Origin of the sequence: Desulfosporosinus metallidurans (assembly GCF_001936615.1) — a bacterium.
GTDB lineage: Bacteria > Bacillota > Desulfitobacteriia > Desulfitobacteriales > Desulfitobacteriaceae > Desulfosporosinus > Desulfosporosinus metallidurans.
Window position 1 is genome coordinate 14,458 of record NZ_MLBF01000039.1, and the last position, 17,410, is coordinate 31,867.

The following is a 17,410-nucleotide window of genomic DNA, read 5'->3' on the forward strand; positions in this document are numbered from 1 at the left end:
CCTTTCGTAAGCTACCTTCACATTTCGAATTAATTCTTTGGTTCAAAGGATACTGATTGTTTAGTACCTTGTTGATGGGATTGATCATTTTGATTGTGTTGATCGTGTTCATGCCCTCCACAGCACCCGCCAGCACCCCGACGATGCATAAAGAACATTATCCCGAACATGAACAAATACCACCCATATTGGTTAAAAAATTGCCCCATAAAAGAGACCTCCTTTTATTTAGCTTTTCTGTTCAAGACAACCAAGACTGAAGGCGGGCTTCACCGTCACGCTTTCGCAATACTCCTTGGCAATGACAAAACAGCAGTAGAAATAAGGGCTATAACTATCATCCCCACACTACTCCACTGTGCTGAAGTCCAATTGAATAGATAACGTGCACCATCCCCTCGCAAAAATTCCAAGCCAAACCGTCCTAATGAGTAGAGCACAATATAGGTTAAAAAGAGGCTACCCTTTGGCCATTTGCGCCAACGCGCCAGGATGATGATCAGAGCAAAAACCACCATATCCCACTGCCCTTCCCACACCTCCGCAGGCCACAAAGGTTGACTGCCATAGGTGGCATATGCCGGAGTTCCCGCGGGATAAACCAAACCAAAACCTAGCTTCGTCGGACTACCAAAGGCATCCCCATTAAGAAAACAAGCGATACGACCAATCCCCTGTCCTAAGATAATCCCAGGGGCGGCAATATCCGCCATTTTCCAAAAATCGAGTCGATGCTTACGAGTGTAGATCCATCCTACAATGAAAGCCCCCACCAAAGCTCCTTGAATTGCCATACCTCCATGCCAAATCATCAGGATTTCCGCAGGATGGAGGGAATAATAACCCCACTCGTAGAAAAAGACTTGCCAAAGACGTGCTCCAATAATAGCCCCAATCACCGCGTAGACCACCAAATCCAAGAGATGCTGGCGATATTCCTTTTCCGAAGAAGCTAAGTGATAAGCGACCCCTAAACCGATGATGATCGCCAGGGCAACCACTACGCCGTAGGATCTTAAAGAAAATCCCCCGATGCTGAATAAAATTTGCAGCAAATTCTAGGTTCCCTCCTCAGAAAAAAGTTTTTAACTCGATATGGCTATATCTTACGATATCGATAAGATTATCTAATGAAGAAGTTGTGAATTTCTTATGAACGGAAAGTTTCTTCAATTTTAGAACAATCTCTAAGAATGTTCCTTTTGTACTTCGCTTCAATAGGAGTGTGTTCATTGTCACGGAAATAGAACTCAGAGCCATGAAGAAGGAGGCTAGTTCCGGACTCACCAGAAACCCAGTGAAAGGATAGAGAATTCCAGCGGCTAGAGGAATTCCTGTAATGTTGTAAACAAACGCCCAGCCCAGATTCTGCTTAATCTTTCGCATGGTCGCCCGCCCTATTTCAATGGCTCCGACCACATCACGGATATCCTCCTTGAGGAGAATGATGTCGCCTGTTTCTTTAGCCACGTCTGTACCAGATCCCTCCTATGACCTTGCATACCTTCTTAGTGTCTCAAACAGAAGCAATAATTATTAATAAAGAGCAGTTTCTCCCTGTGGAGCAACTGCCCTTATTTTATGAGCATCGTTCTACTCATTTACCCTTTAGATCTTGTTTGCGGCTTTGATATTCCGCGGAATCAATCTCGCCACGAGCATAGCGTTCACGCAGGATGTCTAATCCACCACTGTGCTTACCAAGTCCGTTTGTATGCACTTGCGAGGAGTTGCGACGAAATACATAGAGACCCAGTAGAATGATGCCAATTCCGAAGATCAGCGGCATGATTATTCCCATCCAACCATATCCAACAGCTCCATAACCACCGTATCCATACCCACCATTTCCCCAACCACCCATCATATTACCCCAGCCACCCATCATGTGAATTCCTCCTTCAATCGACTTTATGGATAAAATTCAAAGAATTGTAAGCTTAAATCTTGTTTTTCACACCCTGCTAACCAATAGGTTATCCCTTGTTAATTGATATCGGCTATCTTTGTGCCGAAAGTTCTTGTTTCCGCTCTAGGTATTCTTCTCGATTAATCTCACCACGTGCATATCGATCATTCAAGATATTCAGCAAAGTATGCGCCTGAGATTGATGGTTCGTGCAGCATGAACCTCTAGCATTGCCTGAACTAAACATATAAAAAGCAACGATGACCAATAGAATTAAACCAAACATCATCATAGATCCCCCCTCATTATATTATTCTCTCCTTAGATTTTCATACTACAGCTATGCTTCGTTTGATTTACTGTTCTTCCATGACCTTAGTGTAACTATCGGATACGTTAATCTCATGAAAAAGTTGTGAATTTCTTATGAAGAAGGGATCCTGATAAAAATCAGTATCCCTCTTATATGAGGCCATTCGTCCAATCTATCTTTCTATCTATCTTTCTGTTCTCTCACCGAGATAGCAAGAAGAGCTCACGGTAAGATGCGATCCATTACACTGGTGAAAATCCATGAGGAAATTGACAGTTGGTTGACCTATCCAGCGACCTCAAAGACTTAAATGTGGTGGAAATAGGGGCTTTAACGCTAATCTCGAACCTGCGGCCTTAAAGCACCTTGCTGGCAAAAGTTATCCACCCTATAAATCTTTCTATATTTCGAAACCCGAAGGGGCACGAGTTTAAACTCGTGCCCCGAAATTATCCTTTGGCAAGTCGCCATTTTTTCCAACGCGGTAAGAACGCACGATCAACGCCCCAATAATAAGCTGCTGCTCCGGCCCATAGGAGCAATGCCTCTAACAATAACAAAAATGCATTAATACTGACCGTACCTGCAAAAAGGTAATTAAAGTTCATTAGGATTCCACCAAATAAGGCAATCGTTGTTAGAAAGCCGGCAATTAAGCCAACTCCAACAAGAACTTCTCCCCAAGATACAATGTAACTAAATAACGTTGCATTTGGCAAGGCGATATTGCTGAGAAACCCGCCATACCACCACTGGACATCTGGATGGGCCCCAGTAGTTTTAGCCAATGCTCCTTTAAGAAAACCAGTAATCGCTGTTCCCGCCTTGGGACCAACCCAAACTGCCGATCCAGGTCCAAACGTCTTTCCAAGACCTGAACTTAACCATTGCCATCCAACATAGACTCTAAGTATGGTCCAAACCACTTGCATGAGTTTAGATTCTCTCCAAGCCATTTTTTACTACCTCCCTCGATTTTTCTAGGTCCTCACGATTAGGATCTTTTGCGTAATATGCCATATAACGGTATATTAGATACATAGAATCTCAAATTTTTTTTATATGCATGGACCCATGGCGAACAATGGCTATAGTATATTTCTCGGAGTAGAAGGAATTATTATTTGATTTATCGAAGAATAGAATAGCACTACACAGAGCCTAATGAAATACTATTTACTGACCATAGAATTTCTTATGATTATAAGTTTATTGAAAGATGTGAAACAAATGTATATCACTGATTATGAAATTGCTTTGAGATTATTATTAGCTTGCATTTTCGGAGGAATAGTAGGGTATGAAAGAGAACGAAATGACAGTCCAGCGGGATTTAGAACCCATATTTTGGTGTGCTTAGGGGCCGCATTAATTATGGTTTTATCCATGTACGGATTTAACAATTTTGTTTCTGTCAGTAAAGACCCAGCTCGATTAGCTGCTCAAGTTGTCTCAGGAATCGGCTTTTTAGGGGCTGGAACCATTTTAAGAGATAAAACATCAATTCGAGGTTTAACAACAGCTGCTTCCCTTTGGGTTGTTTCCGCAATTGGATTGGCTGCTGGAGCAGGGTTTTACTTTTCATCGTTTCTTGCAACCCTATTAGTTTTCTTAACATTAGAGCGTACTGTTGAAACCTATTTCTTCCGAAATTGTCAGGTGTTGAAAGTAGTTACCGTCAATGGAACGTGCAAGGTTAAAGAAATCAATCGGATTATAGTAGCCCATAGCATAATTCCTCAAAATATTTCAATGAAACTGTTAAAAGAAGAAGATAACAAAACGACTATTGAATACAATTTGAGAACTCCCTTCCGGGAAATTAATATGGAACTATTAATTGAAGATATTAATGAAGTTGACGGCATTTACTCTACTGAATTAGAGGAAAGTGGAAGAAGGCCATCATTATTACCTTCTCGGATCCGCTCGTTCGTACCCTTTCATAAGCGGCCCAAGGAGCCTTTTTTATAATTTGGCATTTGACACAACTACTCAAATAGATTTAAATAGTATTTAATGGATATGTTGGAGGTTGAATTATGAAGTTTCTTAATCTATTGCTTTTGGCGATACCCATCAGTCTTGCCCTGAAACTGTTGAATTACTCGCCTGTCTTACTTTTTGTTGCTGCAGGTTTAAGTATAATTCCGCTTGCTGGCTATATGGGCAAAGCCACTGAAGAAATTGCAATCTATGTTGGTCCAAGAATTGGAGGCTTGCTTAATGCTACTTTTGGTAATGCAGCAGAACTCATTATCACTGTTTTTGCTCTAAAGGCAGGCCTTGTAGAAGTGGTAAAAGCCTCCATCACAGGGTCCATCATCGGCAATCTTCTTCTAGTGCTAGGACTAAGTATGCTCCTTGGAGGTTTTAAATATAAGACGCAAAAATTCAACAGGGCTGCCGCTGGAATGCATACCTCGATGCTGCTTATGGCTGTAACTGGATTGATCATTCCAGCAGTTTTTCTAAACACACACACTAACCCTGCTGCAGAGCCTTTAAGTCTGGGAGTTGCTGCTGTATTGATGCTGGTTTATTTACTTAGTTTGATTTTTTCTCTTCACACACATAAGGATGTTTTTCGTCCCAGCCAAGAACATTCAGAAACTCCCAACTGGTCAAAGCTCAGAGCCTTGTTGACCTTACTAATCGCTACTGTTTTCGTAGTCCTAGAAAGCGAATTTCTTGTCGGTGGAATCGAGCCTGTGGTTAAAACTTTAGGTATCAGCGAACTTTTCATCGGGGTCATCGTGATTCCCATCATTGGCAATGCAGCTGAGCATTCCACTAGTGTGATAATGGCTCTTAAAAACAAAATGGAAATCAGTCTAGAAATTGCTATTGGTTCGAGTACTCAAATTGCGCTCTTTGTCGCCCCTCTGCTAGTATTTCTGGGCTATTTTATGGGCCGACCTCTCGACTTCCTCTTTACCAGTTATGAACTCATAGTCATCATCATGGCTACCGTGATTACTGCAATAATCAGCATGGATGGCCGTTCCAACTGGCTAGAAGGCGCACAACTTTTGTCAGCCTATGCCATTATGGCATTAGCCTTTCTTTTTGTGTAGTCACCCATAATTCCTGTGCTAAACGAAATGATGATCTAACCAATCAATGACATCCTTCATGACTTCTTCTCTATTCGTTTCATTAAGCATCTCGTGTCTTCCGTCTTTATAGAGTTTGTAACTCACATCTTTATGCCCATTTTTTTATGGATAATCTCACTTAACTTATGAAGATCTTCAACTAGCCACTTAAACCCTTCTGCTTCACCCAAATAGCCAACATTTTCAACCGTCTTCGCCGTTTTTCCATGCCCTCTATGATCATTAATATAGACTATATAACCATTATCCGTTAGTTTCTTAGCAAATCGCTCATAACGAGCTCCTGTTTCAGCCATACCATGGGCTATTTGAAAAATGCCCTTTAAATCAACTTTTTTATCCGGCATCCATACATAAACATATATCTCTGTTCCCTCATCCGATTTAAACGTAAAGTTCTTGTGAAGCATATGATTCCCCCCTATCCATTCCAATTCTCTATAACCCAATATATTCCTTCCTGATGAAAGGAATTCTGTTTTTAAAAAACCGAAATCACTACAATAAAATGTCGGATTATGATATTCTGGACTATATCTAAACACAAAGGGGGAAGATTAATGCTCGAACTACAGCAAGTATCTTTAGAGATCGATGGAAAAAGCGGGGTTGAGATCCTAAAAGATATTAATTTAAAATTCCATGAAAAGAAAATATATGTTGTCACAGGCCCGAATGGCGGGGGTAAATCTTCTCTAGCCAAAATCATTATGGGTGTTTATAATCCTACCTCAGGTAAAATCCTGCTCGATGGGCAAGAAATCACAGAATTGAACATTACAGAAAGAGCTCGCAGGGGTATAGGGTATGCTTTTCAAAGTCCACCTCGCTTTAAGGGCATAAAGGTCAAGGAACTGCTAAAAATGGCCGCCTCACATAATCCTGATAACGTAAATATCTGCGATCTACTCTATGATGTTGGCTTATGTGCTCAGGATTATCTCAACAGGGATGTGGATGCAAGTCTCTCAGGGGGAGAAATGAAACGGATCGAAATTGCTACCGTGCTGGCACGTAATCTTAAGATTGCAGTTTTTGACGAACCAGAGGCTGGGATTGATTTATGGAGCTTTCAAAAGCTTGCGGAAACTTTTAAAAATATTCATACAAAATATGACACTACGATCGTCATCATTTCCCACCAGGAACGTATTATGGAGCTGGCGGATGAAATAATTTTAATGTCCAATGGTACGATCAGTGCCCAATCCGAAAGAGATACTATTCTCGCCGGAATTTTAAATAATGATGCTTGCATGTGTAGTACCAAATGCGCGAAAGGGGTTGGTCAAAATGCTGAGTGCGTTGGATAAACTTATGCTGGAGAAAGTGGCCGACCTTCATGAAATACCACAAGGTGCTTTCAATATCCGGAAAAACGGAGCAGGGGTACAGCGAAATACGACCGCTAATATTGATATCATCACCAAGACGGATAAATCGGGGATTGATGTGATCGTAAAGCCTTATACCAAAGGGGAAAGTGTTCATATTCCCGTTATCGTGACTGAAGAAAACATTAATGATGTCGTCTATAATACATTTGAAATTGGAGAATACTCAGACGTTCTAGTGGTTGCTGGATGTGGAATACATAATTCAGGAGACCATAAATCCCAACACGACGGAATACACAACTTCTTCGTTCGCAAAGGCGCCAAACTCAAATACGTCGAAAAGCACTATGGACAAGGGGAAGGAACGGGAGAGCGGGTTTTAAATCCTAAGACCATTATTGATGTTGAAGAAGGCGGCGTTGTTGAGCTCGAACTTATTCAAATCAAAGGAATTGACCATACAAAGAGAGACACGGAAATCCGTCTCAGGGATAATGCCAAGCTTGTGGTCACGGAACGACTCCTCACGTACAAAGATCAAGACGCGGAGTCGAATATAACTGTTGAACTATTGGGGGCAAATTCTTCCGCCCAGATTATTTCTCGCTCCGTTGCTCAGGACAATTCTAAACAAGAATTCTATTTTGACCTAGTGGGACGCAATAAAGGTCGGGGACATATCCAATGTGATGCCATTATCATGCATAATGCACAAGTTCTATCCACCCCCAAGATTTCCGCTTATCATAGCGAAGCACAGCTCGTGCATGAGGCTGCCATTGGCAGAATCGAATCCGAGCAGTTAATCAAATTGATGTCCCTCGGATTCTCGGAATCAGAGGCCGAGGATACCATCCTCAATGGTTTTCTTAAATAAAATTCAAAACGAAATTTTATCTGCCAGAATCCACACACTCAGAGCCCAGTGCCTACGCACCGGGCTCTCTATCAATTCCAGTCACTTTCGCGTGATCCCCTTAGTTGGCCCAATGATACATGTGGAAATTATCTTCCTCTTTAGAGTTGGCAGAATGACTATAAAGACCCATTTCGGGTGTGTCAGGCTTATAGAAATCCTTTGGAGTGGTATCATTCTTTGCTATCTTTACGGGGGTATTAAGCGGCGTAACCGCATACAGATCTTCCATATCTAACTTATTTAATCGAATACAACCGTGCGAAACATCTTTACCGATGCTAGCAGGTGTGTTTGTTCCATGTATAGCCAAATCAACATTTGACAATTCCATAGCTCTTGTCCCATACACATTATCCGATTCGGGTACGATTTTATCCGGATTCATAATTTTTTTAGATATGTAGAAATCTCCTTCTGGGGTCGTACCGTCTTTACCCAAGGCAACAGAATACCTGCGAATAATTTTATCTCCCGAAATAATAGATAGTGTATGATTCTCCTTATCAATCGAAATATACAACGGAGAAAATGGAATATCTCGAGTATATGTGATATTCGGCTTTATCGCATCCTTGACAACAGAAACTAACTCCCCGTTAAGGGGAATTTCTTTAAGCGAAAATAGCCACCCTCCATCTCCAGAAGGAGCGAGGGTTACAGTATTCTTTAACTTATATGGATCTTTTGGTAATTCCGTTAAATAATTATTTGGAAACGGTTGATTGAGATCACCCAGATCTTTTGGCAGATAACCATTTTTCTTAACAAATTGGTATGAAGCACTTCTAACGACCGTCGCAGTCTCCCACAATAAACGTTCTTGGTTGTCCATAAATGCCGAACTGTCTGATGGGTAAATATAGACTTGAATATTATTATCCCTACCTGCCCAGAAAGCCATTCCCATTTCCCTATTGTCTTCATCGACAGCTAAGATTCGCTTGGCTGTTATAGGATCCATTTCATAGTCAGTTTTGAGTCTACCTACGAGTGCATTAACTAACTCTTCTTTACTCGCCCCTCTTTTGACTTGAATGATTTTGGGTTGATTACTTGTTCCATGGATGAACGTCCGTGTTGGTGGTTTTTTCTCTATCACTTCATAAGGCAACATATAGGAATAATTATTGGTAAAATAATGAGTCGTATTTAATACTCTATTAGGAATGAAGAAGATTGCCAAGAAGAGACTTAACACGATAGTTGCGACCAATAATAGGATTTTACCGTTGATACTAGAAATAGATTTATTTGTAATTTCAGAGATATTCCTTTCTGTCAGTTTCATCTCTCGTTCCATTCTAAGAACGTCTAGTCTGGCAGGAAGAAATCCTTTATTGAAGGAACCATTCATTAAATCAGAGGCTTTTTTAATGAATCTACGATACAAACTTAAATACTTATCGAGCTTCGTAGCATAATACTTATCTAAGTAATATTTCGCGTCGTTTTCCAACCCTAATCCTACATGATACATTGCCTCCTGATTTTCTGTCCGTCTATTTAATAGTTTCTTCCAGAATAAGGGGTCATTCTTCGAAATGTAATACCCATTATCTAAACTGAATAAATTGTCCTTCAGTCTTGGGTTAGACGCCAAAGTTAAGCACATCCCCTCTTGTACTTGAATCCGAATTCCTGTGCTAAGCAAAATAACTATCACTACTTTAAAGCTATTCCAGTGCTAGTACATTGAGACTTCTTTTCCGTTAAATAAGTAAAAACAAGTCTATAAGCATGATGCCTACAGACTTGTTTTTACTTATTTCTTTAGCTATATAGTCCTTCACGGAGATTGAATTGGTTTCACTGGAATTGTACAAAGCGCCAATTCGTTTGAAATTTGGAGTATCCCGCTGCGCCAACTCCATGATTTTTTCAGCTGATACCGCATTAGAGGTGCCTGTGACATTGCCGCCTGGTTTTTCGAGATTGGTCACCAGCCCAGACCCCAAGGGATCAGCACAGGCTGCAAGTTAGTTTTTGAATGATCTCAGGTCTCAAACTCGTTGCCTCCTCTAGTGGTCCGTTCATTCAACAAGATTCATAATTAAACTGTTATGATCCTAAATATTTCGCCGTCCATTCCAAATATCCTTCAAATCAAGGATGTTTTTGCTTTCTGTTAAATAGTATCGTGTACATAGAGTTGCGCTGAAAGCCGAAGTGATTCATAATAAGCATAATCTAACTTTCCGGCTATATGGTCAAAGCCACTGAGGAAATAGCCATGGCCTAATTGTTAGGTGCTTTATTGATTCTATAACCTTACGATGGAGGGGAACTTTATGCCGGACTTAAGTAAGCATGATCAGCCTGTAAAAATTCGCAACCGCCGTGTTCATATGGCCAATGAAAGAACATTTCTGGCCTGGATAAGAACAAGCATTGCAATCATGGCTTTCGGCTTTGTTGTTGAACGATTCGCATTGTTCATCAAACAAATGTCCTATGTTCTGGGAAAATCAAATATTGATATTGCATTGCCTCCCTCTCATGGATATTCGGCAATCGCTGGAATCTTCCTTGTAGGGCTCGGCACGATAATGAGCCTGTTGGCGTTTATTAGATATAAGAAGGTTGAATCACAAATTGACGCCGATACCTATCAACCCTCGTCGATTCTTAACATAGTACTCAGCATATCTGTCCTTGTCGTCGGAATCTTCCTGATCATCTATTTGATTCAAAGCATTCAATAGTATGTGACACATTGCTCCAAAAATCTAAACGAGGCAACCTTGCACACTACAGGCTGCCTCATTTTTTAATCTTCTACCAATCTTTAATTTATATAAGAGCACGTAATGATCTACCTAACACCAATATAGATCACTTAGCCTAACCAGAAAAACGAAGTTTCTTCTTTAAGTTTAGGCTAATCTCTATTAAATAGAAAACCAGATCTTCAGCCGAAACCGGTCTGGCTAATAAGTATCCTTGCACTTCAGCGCACCCTTGAGAGCGCAGAAAATCTAACTGGGCTTCGGTTTCTACCCCTTCAGCGATGACTCGAAGGCCTAAATTATGAGCGAGTTTAATTATGGTCGTCACGATCTCGTTCCCATGTTTTCTCTCGTCCGACCGAGTGGTAAGCGCACTCACGAACGAGCGATCGATTTTCAAGGTATCTAAGGAAAATCGGCTCAAATAGCTCAGTGAAGAAAAGCCTGTGCCAAAATCGTCCAGTGAGAGACGGATTCCCATCCCTTTAAGTTCCTGAAGAATGGCCAGCGTGAAGGACGAATTTTCCATACTGATACTCTCTGTGATTTCCAGCTCGAGCCACTGCGGATCTAGCCCAGTTTCTGTGAGAATCTGGGCAATCTGGCTGACCAAATTTGCTTGTCGAAACTGACGAGCGGATAAGTTGACAGCGACACGTACGGGAGGATAGCCCATCTCCTGCCAGCGTTTGTTCTGCAGACAAGCGCTGCGCAAGACCCACTCCCCGAGCGGCAAAATAAGCCCGTTTTCTTCAGCAATTGAAATGAATTCTCCCGGGAGAAGAAAACCCCTCTCCGGATGTTGCCAGCGCACTAAGGCTTCCATACCACACATCTGACCGTCACTGATTCGATACTGTGGTTGGTAATAGAGGACGAATTCCTCATAAGCCAAAGCTCGACGCATTTCATTTTGTAAACCTAGACGCACGGAAAGGGCTTGATTGAAAGCAAGGGAGTAAAACTGATAGTGGTTTCGTCCTTCGTCTTTGGCATGGTACATGGCGGTATCAGCATATTTGATCAAGGTTTCAATATCCTCCCCGTCGGTAGGAAAAATCGCTATTCCCAGACTCACCGTGATATAGATCTCCTGTTCATGTAGGTGAAAGGGTGCCTTAAAGACGTCCATGATTTTTTGGGCAACCTGTGCCGCTTGGGCTTCTGATCGCATTTCGGGCAGCAGAACAAGAAATTCATCTCCTCCCTGCCGAGACACGGTATCTCCTTCCCGCAAGCAGGCAACTATGCGTTCCCCGGTAGCCCGCAATAGCTGATCCCCCATAGTATGCCCAAGCGTATCATTAACGAGTTTAAACCGATCAAGATCGAGAAAAAGCACAGCGACGTATGTCTGATGACGGTGTGCTTGAACAATGGCTTGGTGAGCACGATCTTTATACAATATACGATTTGGCAAGCCTGTCAGCGCATCATGATGGGCTTGGTGGGAAAGCTGGAGCACGAGAGCGCGCTTGTCGCTGACATCGTGAAAAACGAGCACCGCTCCGATCAGATCTCCAGCCCGGTCACAGATTGGTGCCGCCGAATCCTCAATGGAAATAGTATGCCCATCCCGATGGGTAAGAGCTGTGTGATTAGCAAGCGTTACAATACTCTTTTCTCGAAGGCATTGAGTGACTGGATTAATGACGGCCTGGCCCGTATTTTCATTTCGAATATTAAAGACACTTAAAAGTGGAAGACCCTCAGCTTGCCTGTTCGTCCATCCAGTCAGCCTTTCGGCAACGGGATTGAGATAAGTGATCTTTGCTTGTACATCGGTCGTGATCACGCCATCTCCGATGGAAGCCAGTGTGATCTGAGCACGCTCTTTTTCCAACCAAAGGGTTTCTTCGTCTTGTTTTCGTCTCGTCACATCTTCATAGATCGCAACCACTTCACGAGTGGATAGCTTGTAGATAAAGCCTTCCCGCCAACCACTGACGTACGCATTATGGTAGTAAGTAGCTGGGAAATGAGAAGCTTCTCCTGTCCGGAAAACGTGAAAGAAAATCTTTAGAATCCCTAACGATTCATGGTTTGAAAAGAATCGATCGAGAGGTTGGCCTAACACTTGACTACGGGGTAGATTTTCCATCTGTTCGGCAGCCCGATTGAAGGCCTTACAGTGAAAGATCTTTTCGTCTTCCGAGAACTGAAAAACAGCGACCGCATTACTCATGTTTTCGAACATTTCCTCATAGCGTTCTTCGCTGTCCCGTAACGCTTTCTGAGTCGCGAAGCGTTCGCTCACATCCTGTTTAATGGCAATAAAATGGGTGATCTCTGCGCCATCCGCCTGCACTGGGGTAAGCGTCATTTCTTCCCTGTAAAGGGTGCCTTTTGCGTGGCGGTTGATTAGTTCACCTCGCCATGTTTCCCCTGCGAGAACCGTATCCCACATGATTTTATAAAAGGAGCTATCCTGGTAGCCAGATTGAAGAAACCTTATATTTTGACCTTCAACCTCTTCAAATGCATAACCCGTCAGCCGGGCGAAGGCAGGATTAGTCCAGAGTAGGTTACCCGTTCGATCCGCGAGAACGATAGCATCAGCGGCGGCCGAAAGGGCCGTACGTTGAATTTGAAGTTGACTTCGGTCTTCATGGGATAGAAAGGCCATGGTAATCTGTTCCGCCAAAGATTGCAGGCGTTCAATGCGCACTGAGTTGAAATAATCTGGAAGATGAGTATACAAGGCGATTGCGCCCAAGCATTGTCCATGCGCCCATAGAGGAAAAGTGGCTATCGACTGCAGATTTAGTGCTTCATAAATGGCCCACCAAGGTTTAAACTGCGAGTTGTTGATCAGGTTCTGCACTTGCGGCTTTCCACTGCGAATAGCTTCACCCACTGCGCCCTGTCCCTCAGGGCTGTCATCCCAACGTATCTTGAGAGTTCTTACATACTCTTCTCTCACACCGGCTTGAGCTACAATGGCGACGGAACCTTCCGACTTTTTCAACACAACTGCAGCAACAGGATAACCGACGGAGTGAACTAATTCATCACAGAGATATTGGAAGATAACGTTCAACGGGTGTTCCGCGAGGATACGCTGCGTGATACCGTAGAGAACGGTTTCTTGCAATTCACTGTATTTTTGCATACTGATGTCACTCAACGTAGTGACCACCCAGCTCGGTTCACCTTGAGCATTGCGTAGGAGAACGCTGTTGAGGTATAGCCAACGCTGTTCAGGGTCAAAACGTTTCAATGTGTATCTTATTTCCTCGCTATCTTGAGCCTTGATCAGCACGTTGTAGGCATGAGTTTTCCAGCTAAAGGGTGCTCCCTGATCATCCATCCATGGGGTGACTTGAGTTAAAAATTCATTTTTCTGCATGTCGGACCAAGATGTGCCGAGCAGTGCGCAGGCCGCAGAATTGGAATTGAGAAACATGCCCGAGATATGTTGCAGAATCACGCCTTCTGCAACACTGTCATAAATGCGTTGGTAAAATTCTTCTTGCCGTTTTATAGCATCAAATTGCTGGTGCAGTTGTTCTCCTGCTAGGATTGCTTGCCCACTCCGGCGCATGAGAAGGTAAAAAAACAGGGTTGTAGCCAAAACCCAGAACCAGCCTTTTAAAACAGAGAATCGTAGAAACATTTCATGATCTCTTATGAAATAATAGAGTACCTGCTCTGAAAATTGAACCCATAATCCGCTCAAAAGAACATAAAGCAAGCTTATTTTCCCCAGCGAGAGAGACTTGTGTGAGGGTGGCATGGATTGGCTCCTTTCACAGAATTAAGTTAACATTCTATATCCTCACAATTCGGCAAAATACAATATATTCCTCCCAACATAAACGAAATATTAATCACTGAAAAAGACTGGACGTTTTTGCGTTTCCAGCCTTTCCTCTCTACTTATCGCTCTTTAATCTATGCCTGGCCCTCTTAAAGTTTCTTGATGCTTTGAAAGATAATAACTTCGTTAGCTGTCAATTTCTGTAATAAGATTGACATTTTACGAAGGATTTTTATTTAAGCCTGTAAAAGAACATCCCACTCTCTTCTATCCGGTCAACGAGTCCAATATGTGCCAGATGCTCTAAATGAGATAGTGCTTCCCCAGAGGCAAACCACTTTTGAGAATGCGGAAAATCGTCCCAACTTTTATGACTCAAATCCCAGTGCATAGAAGCAGCCATTTCGCCAGGTGTCTTTCTGCCATCTCGTAGAATATCCAGAATTTCCTTTAAGCGTACATCATGATGATTCAGAAGCTCAGTAATCCTCTTCTGGTGATCCCTGACGATTTTCCTGTGAGCTGTAAACAAGTAATCAATTTCATACTGGTACACCTTGTTTAGGCTCTTAAAATAGGTCGCTAGAATGTCCTCTTCAAATCCCCAGAAAGTTATATTCGGAGTTATTTCGTCTAATATGTGGTCCCCACAAAAAAACAACCTGTGGTTTCTCTCATACAATCCGATATGCCCTGGAGTATGACCGGGAATATCGACAACTTCAACGCAATAATCCCCTAGCACTAGCTGGTTTCCTTCAGACAGCGGGGTGAATTCGAGTGGCTCGGTCTGCCTAGTCCCAAACTCTTTACCAAAGCTTGAAGAATTGTCGCCTTTAAAGCCTAATATTTGGTTGAGTGCTTTAAAAAAGATGTCCCTTTTGGAAGTTTGATTTAACAAATCTCCATCAATTTGACTGAAATAAATTGTTTGTACTCCGCGTTTTTTGAGAGCCGGAGCAAGACCTGAGTGATCCGTATGCATATGAGTAATAAAAAGATCAGTTTTATTTAGATCAACATTTAATTCCTCCAGACCCTTCATTAACTCAGTCTGGCATTCTACAGTGTTAAATCCTGTATCGATGATCAAGTTTCTATTCTCAGATAGTATGATGTAACTATTGATCGCTCTTAAGGGATTTTTAGGCAGAGGTATTTCGTTCTTAAAAATATTCGGATAAACTTCAGTAATCACTTATTGTACATCCTTTCTAAAATAGCTACTCCTTGTATCTCTCCTATTCCACCATTACCATGAACTAATCCATAGTTCTTAACTCCTTTTCTCATTGCTTTACACATATCAATTAAAGCGTTTAAGGCTGGATTATTCCAGGGTGCTCTTGCAAAGTTCATACCACCGGTACTTGTAATTTCATAGCTCGATAAAAATTTCGGTAATTCCCTTATACTTTCAACCATCTTTGTTGTTAATAAAAATGCTAAAGGAATGGGGGGGAACATGTATATAGTTCTAAATTATCCAGCAATCTCTACCTCTGTCATAAGAAACCTCTCGACCCGTAATTTTTAATATCTCTCTTGTTATTTGATTTCCTTCTCTGTCAGTTATTCTCTGAATAAATAATAGTTGTCATATATAAAGTCAGTCCTATTCCATATTAATTTAGACAATAATTCTGAGAACAGAGATTTACACCAACTTAGGATTAAAGTGGAGGAAAAACCACTTTAGTGTAGAATCTAGTTGCTTAGCTATTAAAACTAAAAACGTAATGTTACTAGAGCAAGGGAGAAAGAAACATGAATGAGATTGCACAAGACTTAAATCGCCAGATACAACAAGAAAATCCCCATGTTTATGACTTATTATCAGAACTTGGAAAGAACTTGTACTATCCCAAGGGGATCTTAACTCAAAGTGCGGAGGCTAAGCTGAAGGCTTATCGTTTTAATGCGACTATAGGAATTGCGACTGAACAAAATCATCCGATGTTCTTACCGTTAATCCAGGAAACGTTAGCCAATTACGATCCTAAGGACCTTTATCCCTATGCTCCCCCTGCAGGAAAACCTGAGCTGAGACAGCTTTGGCGAGAAAAGATGTTAAAGGAAAGCCCTTCTTTAAAGGATAAATCCTTTAGTAATCCCATCGTTACCAATGCTTTAACCCATGGCTTAAGTATTGTTGCTGATCTATTTATTGACGAAAACGACCCTTTAGTTTTACCTGACAAGTTATGGGGTAATTATAACCTTATTTTCGGAGTTCGTAGAGGGGCGAAAAACGTCACATTTCCTTTCTATACTGAAGGAGGAGCCTTTAATACGACGGGCATGAAAGAAGCCTTACTTTCCAAGAAAGACCATGGAAAAGCAGTCCTTTTATTTAACTTTCCAAATAATCCCACAGGGTATACACCGAATGAACAAGAAGCAACAGAGATTGTTGAGGCACTGAGAGAGGTCGCCCAACAAGGAATGAACTTGGCCGTCGTTACCGATGATGCCTATTTTGGATTATTTTATGAGAACTCCATCAAAGAATCACTGTTTGCCAGGATCGCCAATATTCATCCTAGAATATTAGCCATCAAAGTGGATGGCGCTACGAAGGAGGACTTTGTGTGGGGCTTTCGTGTAGGATTTATTACCTACGCGTGTGAGCATCCAGCGATATTAGATGCCTTGGAAAAAAAGACTTTAGGTATTATCCGAGGAACAATTTCCAGTTCTTCTCACCCAGCACAAACTTTTGTCTTAAATGCCCTTCGATCTAACGATTTCCAAACCCAGAAACAAAAGAAATTTGAACTATTAAAAAACCGCGCTTGTAGAGTCAAACAGATACTCGATCAAGGAGCCTATGGCGATGCTTGGGACTACTATCCGTTTAATTCAGGGTACTTCATGTGTCTTAAACTCAAAGGAGTGAAGTCAGAAGCTTTACGCCTTCACCTGCTTGAACAATATGGTGTGGGCGTTATTTCACTTGGGGAAAGCGACGTGCGCGTTGCCTACTCGTGTGTTGAGGAACAGGAACTAAAAGATCTTTTTGATCTAATTTATCGAGGATTCCATGACTTATGGGTCAGAACGATTAAATAGCAACCTTATCACAATTCTCCATAATATCCTTTATTCCTCTTGTGATTTGAAATAAAACGACCATGGTACTGACCCATGAATCCACTTCATCGTCGAGATTGAACCGCATTTCTGGGGAATCGACGGAGCGTGGCGTTACTTTGTAGTACCCAAATTTCGGCTGCAAAAACATTACTACTCTGTGACAGCGAGTGCTCCGTAACCTCAACATGAAAATAGCAAAGCCGCTGTACCGCATAGGTCCAGCGGCTTTGC

18 protein-coding genes and 1 pseudogene are annotated in these 17,410 nt (G+C 41.9%); 6 read left to right on the forward strand and 13 right to left on the reverse strand.

The window, feature by feature from the left end:
• Nucleotides 1-29: 29 nt before the first annotated feature.
• The 6 genes from DSOL_RS18490 to DSOL_RS18515 all read right to left on the reverse strand — a co-directional run bounded on the left by DSOL_RS18490 (nucleotide 30) and on the right by DSOL_RS18515 (nucleotide 3,178).
• Complete coding sequence (locus DSOL_RS18490) at nucleotides 30-209, reverse strand: hypothetical protein (protein WP_075366289.1); 180 nt, start codon at nucleotides 207-209, stop codon at nucleotides 30-32.
• Nucleotides 210-275: 66 nt separating this feature from the next.
• Nucleotides 276-1,055: a prolipoprotein diacylglyceryl transferase gene (lgt, locus tag DSOL_RS18495; protein WP_075366290.1), complete on the reverse strand. Its 780-nt coding sequence runs from the start codon at nucleotides 1,053-1,055 to the stop codon at nucleotides 276-278.
• A gap of 16 nt (nucleotides 1,056-1,071) precedes the next feature.
• A complete protein-coding gene (locus DSOL_RS18500) occupies nucleotides 1,072-1,470 on the reverse strand; it encodes a hypothetical protein (protein WP_345788401.1) in 399 nt (132 codons plus the stop codon).
• Between the two features lie 127 nt (nucleotides 1,471-1,597).
• Entirely contained in the window at nucleotides 1,598-1,888 is a 291-nt protein-coding gene (locus tag DSOL_RS18505) for an SHOCT domain-containing protein (protein ID WP_075366291.1), read from the reverse strand.
• 112 nt (nucleotides 1,889-2,000) lie between these two features.
• Nucleotides 2,001-2,201, reverse strand: coding sequence for an SHOCT domain-containing protein (locus DSOL_RS18510; RefSeq protein ID WP_345788402.1), 201 nt, complete (start codon nucleotides 2,199-2,201; stop codon nucleotides 2,001-2,003).
• Nucleotides 2,202-2,671: 470 nt separating this feature from the next.
• Nucleotides 2,672-3,178 carry a DoxX family protein gene (locus tag DSOL_RS18515; protein ID WP_075366293.1) on the reverse strand — a complete coding sequence of 169 codons (507 nt, stop codon included), beginning with the start codon at nucleotides 3,176-3,178 and terminating at the stop codon, nucleotides 2,672-2,674.
• Nucleotides 3,179-3,452: 274 nt separating this feature from the next.
• On the opposite strand from DSOL_RS18515, the gene DSOL_RS18520 reads away from it, so the two are divergent.
• The gene (locus tag DSOL_RS18520) at nucleotides 3,453-4,196 is read left to right on the forward strand and encodes an MgtC/SapB family protein (RefSeq protein ID WP_075366294.1); all 744 of its coding nucleotides are present in this window, start codon (nucleotides 3,453-3,455) and stop codon (nucleotides 4,194-4,196) included.
• A 68-nt stretch (nucleotides 4,197-4,264) separates the two neighbouring features.
• On the forward strand, nucleotides 4,265-5,299 hold the full coding sequence (gene cax, locus DSOL_RS18525) for a calcium/proton exchanger (RefSeq protein ID WP_075366295.1): 1,035 nt from the start codon (nucleotides 4,265-4,267) through the stop codon (nucleotides 5,297-5,299).
• A 122-nt stretch (nucleotides 5,300-5,421) separates the two neighbouring features.
• Here the strand turns inward: cax and DSOL_RS18530 are convergent, their stop codons facing one another.
• On the reverse strand, nucleotides 5,422-5,751 hold the full coding sequence (locus tag DSOL_RS18530; RefSeq protein ID WP_075366296.1) for an alpha/beta hydrolase: 330 nt from the start codon (nucleotides 5,749-5,751) through the stop codon (nucleotides 5,422-5,424).
• A 150-nt stretch (nucleotides 5,752-5,901) separates the two neighbouring features.
• Here DSOL_RS18530 and DSOL_RS18535 point away from each other — a divergent pair, with 150 nt between their 5' ends.
• Nucleotides 5,902-6,654 (forward strand): ABC transporter ATP-binding protein, encoded by a 753-nt coding sequence (locus tag DSOL_RS18535; RefSeq protein ID WP_075366297.1) that lies wholly within the window; start codon nucleotides 5,902-5,904, stop codon nucleotides 6,652-6,654.
• Complete coding sequence (locus tag DSOL_RS18540; RefSeq protein WP_075366298.1) at nucleotides 6,635-7,555, forward strand: SufB/SufD family protein; 921 nt, start codon at nucleotides 6,635-6,637, stop codon at nucleotides 7,553-7,555. Before DSOL_RS18535 ends, DSOL_RS18540 begins: the two co-directional genes overlap by 20 nt.
• Before the next feature lie 100 nt (nucleotides 7,556-7,655).
• Here DSOL_RS18540 and DSOL_RS18545 read toward each other — a convergent pair whose 3' ends face one another.
• Together DSOL_RS18545 and DSOL_RS18550 are read right to left on the reverse strand one after the other, a co-directional pair.
• Nucleotides 7,656-9,074: a L,D-transpeptidase gene (locus DSOL_RS18545; RefSeq protein WP_235838890.1), complete on the reverse strand. Its 1,419-nt coding sequence runs from the start codon at nucleotides 9,072-9,074 to the stop codon at nucleotides 7,656-7,658.
• A gap of 277 nt (nucleotides 9,075-9,351) precedes the next feature.
• Nucleotides 9,352-9,570: pseudogene (locus DSOL_RS18550) on the reverse strand (ABC transporter substrate binding protein); the annotation flags it as partial.
• Between the two features lie 315 nt (nucleotides 9,571-9,885).
• Between DSOL_RS18550 and DSOL_RS18555 the strand changes: the two are divergent.
• Nucleotides 9,886-10,299: a YidH family protein gene (locus tag DSOL_RS18555; protein WP_075366300.1), complete on the forward strand. Its 414-nt coding sequence runs from the start codon at nucleotides 9,886-9,888 to the stop codon at nucleotides 10,297-10,299.
• A 139-nt stretch (nucleotides 10,300-10,438) separates the two neighbouring features.
• Here the strand turns inward: DSOL_RS18555 and DSOL_RS18560 are convergent, their stop codons facing one another.
• The 3 genes from DSOL_RS18560 to DSOL_RS18570 all read right to left on the reverse strand — a co-directional run bounded on the left by DSOL_RS18560 (nucleotide 10,439) and on the right by DSOL_RS18570 (nucleotide 15,550).
• Nucleotides 10,439-13,939: a bifunctional diguanylate cyclase/phosphodiesterase gene (locus DSOL_RS18560; protein ID WP_170871557.1), complete on the reverse strand. Its 3,501-nt coding sequence runs from the start codon at nucleotides 13,937-13,939 to the stop codon at nucleotides 10,439-10,441.
• 376 nt (nucleotides 13,940-14,315) lie between these two features.
• A complete protein-coding gene (locus tag DSOL_RS18565; protein ID WP_075366302.1) occupies nucleotides 14,316-15,281 on the reverse strand; it encodes an MBL fold metallo-hydrolase in 966 nt (321 codons plus the stop codon).
• Entirely contained in the window at nucleotides 15,278-15,550 is a 273-nt protein-coding gene (locus DSOL_RS18570) for a hypothetical protein (RefSeq protein WP_075366303.1), read from the reverse strand. The genes DSOL_RS18565 and DSOL_RS18570 overlap by 4 nt, the downstream gene beginning before the upstream one ends.
• A gap of 300 nt (nucleotides 15,551-15,850) precedes the next feature.
• On the opposite strand from DSOL_RS18570, the gene DSOL_RS18575 reads away from it, so the two are divergent.
• Nucleotides 15,851-17,155, forward strand: a complete 1,305-nt coding sequence (locus DSOL_RS18575) for an aminotransferase class I/II-fold pyridoxal phosphate-dependent enzyme (RefSeq protein WP_075366304.1) — start codon at nucleotides 15,851-15,853, stop codon at nucleotides 17,153-17,155.
• Here DSOL_RS18575 and DSOL_RS28095 read toward each other — a convergent pair.
• The gene (locus DSOL_RS28095; protein ID WP_170871558.1) at nucleotides 17,148-17,321 is read right to left on the reverse strand and encodes a hypothetical protein; all 174 of its coding nucleotides are present in this window, start codon (nucleotides 17,319-17,321) and stop codon (nucleotides 17,148-17,150) included. The two genes, DSOL_RS18575 and DSOL_RS28095, sit on opposite strands and share 8 nt — an antisense overlap.
• Between the last annotated feature and the right edge of the window lie 89 nt (nucleotides 17,322-17,410).